Source organism: Oleiagrimonas sp. (assembly GCF_027858935.1).
Lineage (GTDB): Bacteria > Pseudomonadota > Gammaproteobacteria > Xanthomonadales > Rhodanobacteraceae > Oleiagrimonas.
In genome coordinates, this window is sequence record NZ_JAQIBU010000057.1 from 1 (window position 1) to 8,091 (window position 8,091).

The 8,091-nt window shown below is 63.8% G+C and carries 7 protein-coding genes; 4 read left to right on the top strand and 3 right to left on the bottom strand.

Annotation, left to right across the window (positions count from 1 at the left end; all coding sequences use genetic code 11):
- Nucleotides 1-54: 54 nt before the first annotated feature.
- From PF446_RS02295 to PF446_RS02305, 3 genes are all read left to right on the top strand, one after another.
- Complete coding sequence (locus PF446_RS02295) at nucleotides 55-393, top strand: P-II family nitrogen regulator (protein WP_298069291.1); 339 nt, start codon at nucleotides 55-57, stop codon at nucleotides 391-393.
- 291 nt (nucleotides 394-684) lie between these two features.
- Entirely contained in the window at nucleotides 685-1,977 is a 1,293-nt protein-coding gene (locus tag PF446_RS02300; protein WP_298069293.1) for a GGDEF domain-containing protein, read from the top strand.
- A gap of 244 nt (nucleotides 1,978-2,221) precedes the next feature.
- Entirely contained in the window at nucleotides 2,222-2,911 is a 690-nt protein-coding gene (locus PF446_RS02305) for an EAL domain-containing protein (RefSeq protein ID WP_298069295.1), read from the top strand.
- A gap of 171 nt (nucleotides 2,912-3,082) precedes the next feature.
- On the opposite strand, the gene PF446_RS02310 is transcribed toward PF446_RS02305, so the two are convergent.
- The 3 genes from PF446_RS02310 to PF446_RS02320 are packed head-to-tail and all read right to left on the bottom strand — an operon-like array spanning nucleotide 3,083 to nucleotide 6,817.
- Nucleotides 3,083-4,054 carry an MBL fold metallo-hydrolase gene (locus PF446_RS02310; protein ID WP_298069297.1) on the bottom strand — a complete coding sequence of 324 codons (972 nt, stop codon included), beginning with the start codon at nucleotides 4,052-4,054 and terminating at the stop codon, nucleotides 3,083-3,085.
- Nucleotides 4,055-4,097: 43 nt separating this feature from the next.
- Entirely contained in the window at nucleotides 4,098-6,383 is a 2,286-nt protein-coding gene (locus PF446_RS02315) for a heavy metal translocating P-type ATPase (RefSeq protein WP_298069299.1), read from the bottom strand.
- Entirely contained in the window at nucleotides 6,380-6,817 is a 438-nt protein-coding gene (locus PF446_RS02320) for a universal stress protein (RefSeq protein WP_298069301.1), read from the bottom strand. Before PF446_RS02320 ends, PF446_RS02315 begins: the two co-directional genes overlap by 4 nt.
- Nucleotides 6,818-7,441: 624 nt before the next feature.
- Between PF446_RS02320 and PF446_RS02325 the strand changes: the two genes are divergently transcribed.
- A partial coding sequence (locus tag PF446_RS02325; RefSeq protein WP_298069303.1) for a LacI family DNA-binding transcriptional regulator occupies nucleotides 7,442-8,091 on the top strand: 650 nt, incomplete at its 3' end.

Below are 8,091 nucleotides of genomic sequence, written 5' to 3' on the forward strand. Positions count from 1 at the left end.
GCAGGACAGCCGCTATAGTGTCGGTATAGACCTGTTCCTCCAAGAGATCCCCGCATGAAGCTGATTACCGCCATCATCAAGCCATTCAAGCTCGACGACGTTCGCGAAGCGCTGGCCGATATTGATGTGCAGGGGCTTACCGTCAGCGAGGTGCGTGGATTTGGGCGACAGAAAGGCCACACTGAACTGTATCGAGGTGCCGAGTACGTGGTCGATTTTCTTCCCAAGATCAAGATCGAGGCGGCCGTGTCGGATGATTTGCTGGAGCGGGCGTTGGAAGCCATCCAGCAGTCGGCGCGCACAGGCAAGGTGGGGGACGGCAAGATCTTCGTCAGTTCGCTCGAACAGGTGGTCCGTATTCGCACCGGCGAGCTGGATGCCGATGCCCTGTAGCGGGCGTTGCCTGCCTGGAAACCTGGCCTGAATGGCCCGGCGACCTCGCGTCCACACGAGGAATTGAGGGACTGATTTGCAATCCGGTACCTGCGCTATGATGACGGAGCCCTGCGCTGCCCTGGAGACCTGCTCTGTATCCGTCGGACTTGGGATCGCGCGTCGGTGCAACAAACCGCGTACTTGACTGCCGCCAGATACCAGGCGGTTTCGGCAAGGGCGGATCCCTGACGGCACGGATGCCGTGTGTATCCGTGAATCCCAGCCCGTGAGGTTCGCCCAGACAGCATCATGAATGTTTCGGTTCTACCGGATTTCCTGGCCATTGGCGGGCTGGTCGCCGTGTTCTGGTCGCTGCTCAAACGGACCCGGCAGTCCCGGCTTCGCTACTGGCTGGTGGGTTGGGTACTGGTGCTGGTGCATATCGTGGCCCAGTTCATCAGCCAGAACGTCGCTGCGGCGGCGACACCCGCGATCGCGGTTTCCCTGATCATGCTGCTGCTGACCAGCATGGCATTCATCTGGGCCGGTAACGACATGCGCCGGCAGCCGACCAAACGAGACCTGCCGGCCACCCTGCTCGCCGCTACCCCGGATGCGGTTTTGTATGCGTGCCTGGTGTACGGGGTGACCGACAAAGCGATCTACTTCGCGCTGACTACTGCCGGACTGCTGGCCACCTTGTGGGTATTCCGCGGCGGCCGGCGCAGCAGTGACCGAAGCGGTTTGTTGCTGCGCCCGGTCGCCATATTCAGCGTTTACGCGTTGCAGGCCCTGCTGCTGTATCTGGATCGTACCGATAGCGTCCTGAACTGGTCGTTGTGCTGGCATTACCTTGCCGTCGCGATCTTCTTTCGCATGGGCTCTACACGTTCCAGTGTCGGTGTGCTTTTCACCACCATCAGCTTCCTGGCCTGGGCCCTGGTGTTTCCGGTCGGCCTGCTGTTCCATGTTCTGCTTCCGCATGTCCAGGTCGAGCACGAAGTCTGGAACCTGCCCAAGTTCCTGGTCGCTACCGGCCTGATCTTCACCCTGCTCGAAGAGCAGATGGCCAAGGCTGAGCATGCTTCGCTGCATGACGCATTGACGGGGCTGCCCAACCGGCGCCTGTTCCTGCAGCGTCTGGAGGTGGCCATCGCGGATGCTCAGCGAAACCGCAGGTCGCTGGCGCTGGTGGTCATTGACCTGAACGACTTCAAGCAGGTCAACGACTCGCTTGGCCATGCGGTGGGCGACGCTCTGTTGCGGCAGATCTCAAGCCGCTTCGCCAGCAGCGTGCGGGAACAGGATACGCTGGCGCGCCTGGGTGGCGACGAATTCGCGGTGATCCTGGTCGACGGACATGGCGGCGATGTGGCGCAGCGGGTCATGGACTCGCTGCATGCGGCGCTGGGATCCGGATTCGAGGTCGACGGACACCGCTTGCGCGCTCAGGCCAGCATCGGCATGTCGCTGTACCCCGACGAGGGCGAGGACGAGACCCAACTGTATGCCTTCGCCGACCGCGACATGTACCGACAAAAGCTGCTTTCGCGGTCCCGCTTGGAGAGCGTCGAAGCGACCGGCGGGTCCATCTCGAGCTAACGGCATGTCATGAATGTGTGGCGGCATGCTCGCGATCCGGTCATGCCCCGCGTTCTTATCATTCCCCAGAGCTTGCCTTAGGATGGGAACGGATGCAGGCGTGAATATCATGCGATGACTGGGTGACATCCCTCCACGCGTGGAGACCATTTGCAACAGGAAGCCATAGATGACGTCAGCGAACGATGTAATCCCGCCATGCGCGTCATGTCGCGACGGGGCACCGCTTTCATTCGCATTCACCATGGCTTTCCAGCCGATCGTCCACTTACGCTCGCGAAGTGTCTATGCGTACGAAGCGCTTGTGCGCGGTGCCGACAATACCGGTGCGGCAGACATCCTGGACCGCATCAATGAGAGCAACCGCTACATGTTCGACCAGTCCTGTCGCGTGAAGGCGGTCGAATTGGCGGCGAAACTGGCTGTGCCGTGCTTTGTCAGCATCAACTTCCTGCCCAATGCGGTGTACCAGGCTGCAACATGCATCCGTGCCACCCTGCAGGCGGCGCGACGCTTCGGGTTCCCGATCGATCAATTGATCTTCGAGGTCACGGAAAAGGAGGAGTTGGTCGACAAGGAGCACCTCAAGAGCATCATCCGTGAATACCAGCGGCAGGGATTCAAGACCGCTATCGATGATTTCGGCGCCGGTTATTCCAACCTCAACCTGCTGGCCGAGTTCCAGCCCGATCTGATCAAGCTGGACATGGCGCTGGTGCATCGCATCGACAAGGATCCGGTCCGCCAGGCCATTGTGCAGGGGGCCCTCGGCGTATGCCGCGCGCTGGACATCGATGTGATTGCCGAGGGCGTGGAAACGTTAGCCGAGATGGACCTGTTGGCGGACATGGGCATCGAACTGTTCCAGGGCTTCCTGTTCGCGCAGCCGGCCTTCGAGCGACTGCCCGTGGTGACATGGCCGGAAGGGACCTGATCCTGGATCCCTGCTGCGCGGTGGCAGTCGTCAATCGATCAGGATCGGCTCGTGCATGCCCGGCATGTGGCTCTTGGTGCCGCATTGTCCAAGTATGTCCTCCATCACGCGCATGCCGCGGTCATATTCCCCGTGCACCAGGAACACCTTGCGACGCGGATGGGTGCCCAGTCAGGCCAGTAGTTCGGCCTGGTCGGCGTGCGCCGAGAAGCCGTTGATGGTCCAGACTTTGGCGCGCAGCATGATCTTCTCGCCGAACACGCGCACGCTGGAGGCTCCATCGATGATGGCACGCGCCAGCGTACCCTTTGCTGCGTAACCCACAAACACCACGCTGCAGCGATCGCGCCATAGGTTGTGCTTGAGATGGTCGCGGACCCGGCCGCCAGTGCAGATGCCCGAGCCGGCCAGGATCACCGCGCCGCTGTCGATGGAGTTGATGGCCATGGAGGCGGAAGTATCGCGCGTGAAGTGAAGCCCTGGCATGTCGAATGGATCGCCGCCCCGCAATTCCTGCAAAAAGTCGTTGTCGTAGCATTCCGGATGGCGGCGAATGATCTCGGTGGCCGAGATGGCCATTGGGGAATCCAGGAAGATCCGCACGTGGGGCGGGATCATTCCGTCGCGCAAGCCCTGGTGCAGCATGTACAGCACTTCCTGCGCCCGCTCCAGGGCAAAGGTCGGGATGATCACGTTGCCGCGGCGCGCCGAGGTCTCGCGAATGGACCGGTACAACTCCTCGATCGAGTCGGGCAGCTTGCGGTGCATGCGGTCGCCGTAGGTGGTTTCCATGACCACGTAGTCGGCAACGGGCGCCGGCACGGGATCGCGCAGGATCGGTTTTCCGGGACTGCCCAGGTCGCCGGAAAACAGCATGCTGCGCTGGATCGTGCCGTCATCCAGCGCAAGCAGGACCGAGGCCGAACCCAGGATATGGCCGGCATCCAGGAACTGCGCGTGGACGCCTTCGGCCACGGCAAAGGTCGCGCTGTAGCCGATGTCGCCGTCGAAGAAATCGAAGGCATGCAAGGCGTCGTCCAGGGTATACAGCGGCGCTTGGGTCTGTTCGCCGCGCCGACCGCCACTACGCCGCTGGCACTGGGCGGCCTCTACCTGCAGGCTGGCGGCGTCGAGCAGGATCACCCGGGCCAGCTCCCGGGTTGCCGCGGTGCACAGGATCCTTCGATCAGCGCCGGTCGAGGTTGTAATAGAGCTCTTCTTCCTGCTCTAAGTGCAGGCGCACCACCGTGTCCAGCTGCAGCAGCAGATGCTGGACCTGTTCCATGCCTGATGTGGTCTCGTCCGCGGCGGCATGCAGGCGCTTGAGCCGCTGCACCAGGCGGAAGATTTCGCGATGGGTGTGGCTCATCGCCGCAAGCGGGTCCTCCCCATGCAGCTGGCTGGCAAGTTGCGGGTACAGATCGGCCTCGTCGGCGTGTTCGTGCGGGAGCAGGTCGCGATCGAGCATCGCCAGTAGTTCGGTCAGTTCGCGCTGGGCAGCGTGCGGCCCCACGCCGGCTATGGTGCGGGCGGAGTCGTGGAGACGCTGCAGCAGGGGCAGCAGCGCGTTGTGTTCTAGACGAAGCCGGTCGGCATGCGTGCCCTCGAGCGCGGGGACTGCTCCCAGCCCACGCGCCGCGCCCAGTGCGCGCAGGGCATGCACGATCACCGCCACGTCGATGACTTCCTGCACAATGGCGCCGTCCAGTGGCGGCAGGTACCCCCAAGCGGCCACCAGCATGGCAACGAACGACAACCCCATGCCCCCCAGCACGCCCTGCACGGCGATGCGCCGCGAACGACGGGCGATCTGCATGGCTTCCGCAATGCGGTCAAGCCGGTCGGCCAGCAGCACCACGTCGGCGGCCTCCGACGAGGCCGTGGCGCCGCGCGCGCCCATGGCGATGCCGACATCGGCGGCCGCCAGCGCGGGCGCATCGTTGATGCCGTCGCCAACCATCAGCGTGATGCCCAGTGCGCGGGCCTGCACAATGGCGTCCAGTTTGTCGGCAGGTTCAAGACCGGCGTGCACTTCGTCCACGCCAGCGGCCAGGCCGATCGTGTCGGCGGTATCGATGCGATCACCGGTCAACATGACAATGCGCTGGATGCCGGCGCGGCGCAGCAGCCGCAACGCACGCGGTGATTCCAGCCGCAGCTGGTCGCTGAACAGCACCGCGCCGGCCACAGTGCCATCGATGGCGATGAAGCTGCCGCCCATCGACTCATGGTCCATGCGCTGCAGCGTGGTCTTGATCCAGGGCGTTTCCCGCGCCTGCGCAGCCACATACGCGGCATTGCCCAGGACCACTGCGTGGCCGTCCACATGACCGAGCAGTCCTGCCCCCGGTTGCTCGTGCACATCCACGGGGGGCTGCAGGGGCAGCTCCCGCTGGTGCGCCGCGGTTACGATGGCCTGCGCGATCACGTGCGGCGAGGCCTGCGCCAACGAAGCGGACAGCTGCAGCAGGCGTTGCGCGGACATCGTGCCGGCCGTTTCAACGGCGACGATCACGGCCTGGCCAGTAGTCAGTGTGCCGGTCTTGTCCAGAAACAGCGTGCGTGCGCCAGCCAGCGCCTCCAGCGTTCCACCGTTCTTGACCAGGATCCCGCGTTTGGCACAGCGTGAAATTCCGGCGACCAGCGCCACCGGTACCGCCAGGATAAGTGGACACGGTGTAGCCACGACCAGTACCGCCAGTGCGCGCAGCGGATCGCCGCTGAACAGCCATGCCAGGCCGGCAATCAGCAGGGTCACCGGGATCAGGATCAGCGCGTAGCGATCAGCCAGTCGGGCCATCGGCGCGCGCGAGTCCCGTGCCGATTCGACCATGCGCACGATGCCGGCATAGGTACTCTGGCGGGCGCTCTGCCCGGCCCGAAACTCGAACGGCGAGCCGGCATTGACCCCGCCACTGCGGATCAGCTCGCCCGGGGCGCGGCGCACCGGCAGGGATTCACCGGTCAAGGCCGATTCGTCCAGCGTGGCGCTGGCGCCCAGCACCGTGCCGTCCACCGGCACCACTTCGCCCATGCGCAGCAGTAAACGGTCGCCTGGGACCACCTCGTCCACGGGCACCTTTTCCAGTTCGTCGTCGCGATAACGCCAGGCGAAACGGGGTGCACGGTCGATCAATCGCCGCAGCTCGCGTTCGGCGCGCCGACCCACGTAATCCTCCAGGGCCCGACCGCCCGACAGCATCAGCGCGATCACGGCAGCAACCAGTGCCTGCCCCATGGCCACGGCGCCGCTGATGGCCAGCAACGCAATCAGGTCCACGCCCATTTCCCGGCGCAGCAGGTGGCGGACGACCTCCACCAGGAGCAATGCCGCCAACAACACGCCGCTGGCGCCCCAGGCCAGGTCGGCCAGATGGCCACGATCAAGAACGCGCAGTATGCCGCCCGCGGTCAGGGCCAGCAGGGTGAAAGCAAGCAGGCCCGAATTGAGCCAGCGTTGAAGCCGCCTCACTTGCAGACCCGCACGGGCAGGTCGCCTTGCTGGACCACCTTGCAGGTCTGGCTGCCCAGCAGCAGCCGATGCAGGCCGCCGCGGCCGTGCGAGCCCATCACGATCAGGTCACAGCCCGGTGTCGCAGCGAGTTCCACGCTGGCGTTGGCCGGTTGCGGGGCGAACAGGAACTCGGCCTCGAAGGGCGTGCCATCCATCTTCGCGCGCTGGCGAACCTGGCCCAGGATCTGCCTGGCCTTGGCGATGACCTGCGCGGTATGGGTGGCCTCAGGGATCTGCGCTATTTCGGTGCAATGGAGCATAGCCGCAAAAGGGGCCAGCACATGGATTGCATGGATTTTCGCGTCGCACGTTCGCGCCAGACCAACGCCCACATCCACGGCGTGCATGGACAGTTCGGAACCGTCAGTCGGCGACAGGATGTGCTTGTACATGGACAATCCTCCGGCACCGGGTTGCGCGGGTTCACGGGTCTGCAAAGACTGCGCACACGTCCGTGCAGGCACGGCCAGCGTGCGCCGAACACCAGGCGCAGGCGTTGACCGGGGTCAAGTGCGCGCCCGACGGTGCGTTGTGCGTCAGGAGTCGTTCGGCGGGCGCCCAGCGGCGCGACGGCCATGTCATCGCGCGGCGAGCGATGGCTTTGCTGGTGAGCCGATTCCGGCTCATGTCCGGGTACTCGGATCATCCACGGGATGAGCTGAAGGACATGCTGATGGCCCCACACGGCAGCATCGTCAGAATGGCCGGATGAGCCATCGCCGGATGCTGCACAAACCAACGACGCTGGCCGGAGAAGCCCGGCTGAAGCTTGTTGGCTGGCCGCGCGGGAGCATGCTCGTGCGCTTGCAGCTCATCTGCAAGCGCTGCTCCTGCAGTACTTTAAATCCGTTTTGACTGCACGTTCGGCACTCAATTGCACCCAATTTGCTGATGTTGGGTTCGAACCCGATAAACGTGCGCCAATCGGGCATCTTCCATACGCGTGGCTTGTACTGCCGAATGTTTGAACGCATAGTTTCATGTGGTGCAAGATCTGCCCGACCTGGAAAAGTGACATGCGGGTACGTCTCGAAGATGTGGCACGAGCCGCCGGAGTTTCTCCCAAAACGGTGTCGCGTGTGCTCAACGATGAAATCAACGTGCGCGACTCCACGCGAGCACGGGTGCGTGCCGTGATGCTTGAACTCAATTACCGGCCGCACCTTTCGGCACGCAGCCTCGCCAGCAACCAGTCGTTCATGGTCGCCACCCTGTACGACAATCCATCGTCCAGTTACCTGACCGAGGTCCAGGACGGCGTGCTGGAAGCCTGCGACCAGCATCAGTACAGCATGCTGGTGCGGCCGCTGCATGCCGAAGCGGAGGATTTCGTCGAGCGCGTTGACACCCTGATTTCGGCGCATCGACCAGATGGCCTGGTGCTGACGCCTCCGGTCAGCGATCATCCGGGCCTGCTCGCGCGGCTCAAGGAACATGGTGTGATTTATGCCTGCGTGGCGCCGAAGCATCGGGCGGGCATGATCGGCGTGTTCATGGATGAACAAAAAGCCGCGTGCGAAATCGTGAACCACTTGATCGCTCTGGGGCATCAGCGGATCGCCCACATCATTGGTCACACCGTGCACGGTGCCAGCGGCTGGCGTCTGGCCGGATATCGCCAGGCCCTTGTCGAGGCCGGCCTTCCCTGGATTCCCGAGTTGGTGGT

What these genes read in the sequence shown, in the direction of transcription:
- PF446_RS02295 (WP_298069291.1), top strand. Translation starts at nt 55, where the DNA reads ATGAAGCTGATTACCGCCATCATCAAGCCATTCAAGCTCGACGACGTT.
- PF446_RS02305 (WP_298069295.1), top strand. Translation starts at nt 2,222, where the DNA reads ATGGCTTTCCAGCCGATCGTCCACTTACGCTCGCGAAGTGTCTATGCG.
- PF446_RS02320 (WP_298069301.1), bottom strand. Translation starts at nt 6,817, where the DNA reads ATGTACAAGCACATCCTGTCGCCGACTGACGGTTCCGAACTGTCCATG.
- PF446_RS02300 (WP_298069293.1), top strand. Translation starts at nt 685, where the DNA reads ATGAATGTTTCGGTTCTACCGGATTTCCTGGCCATTGGCGGGCTGGTC.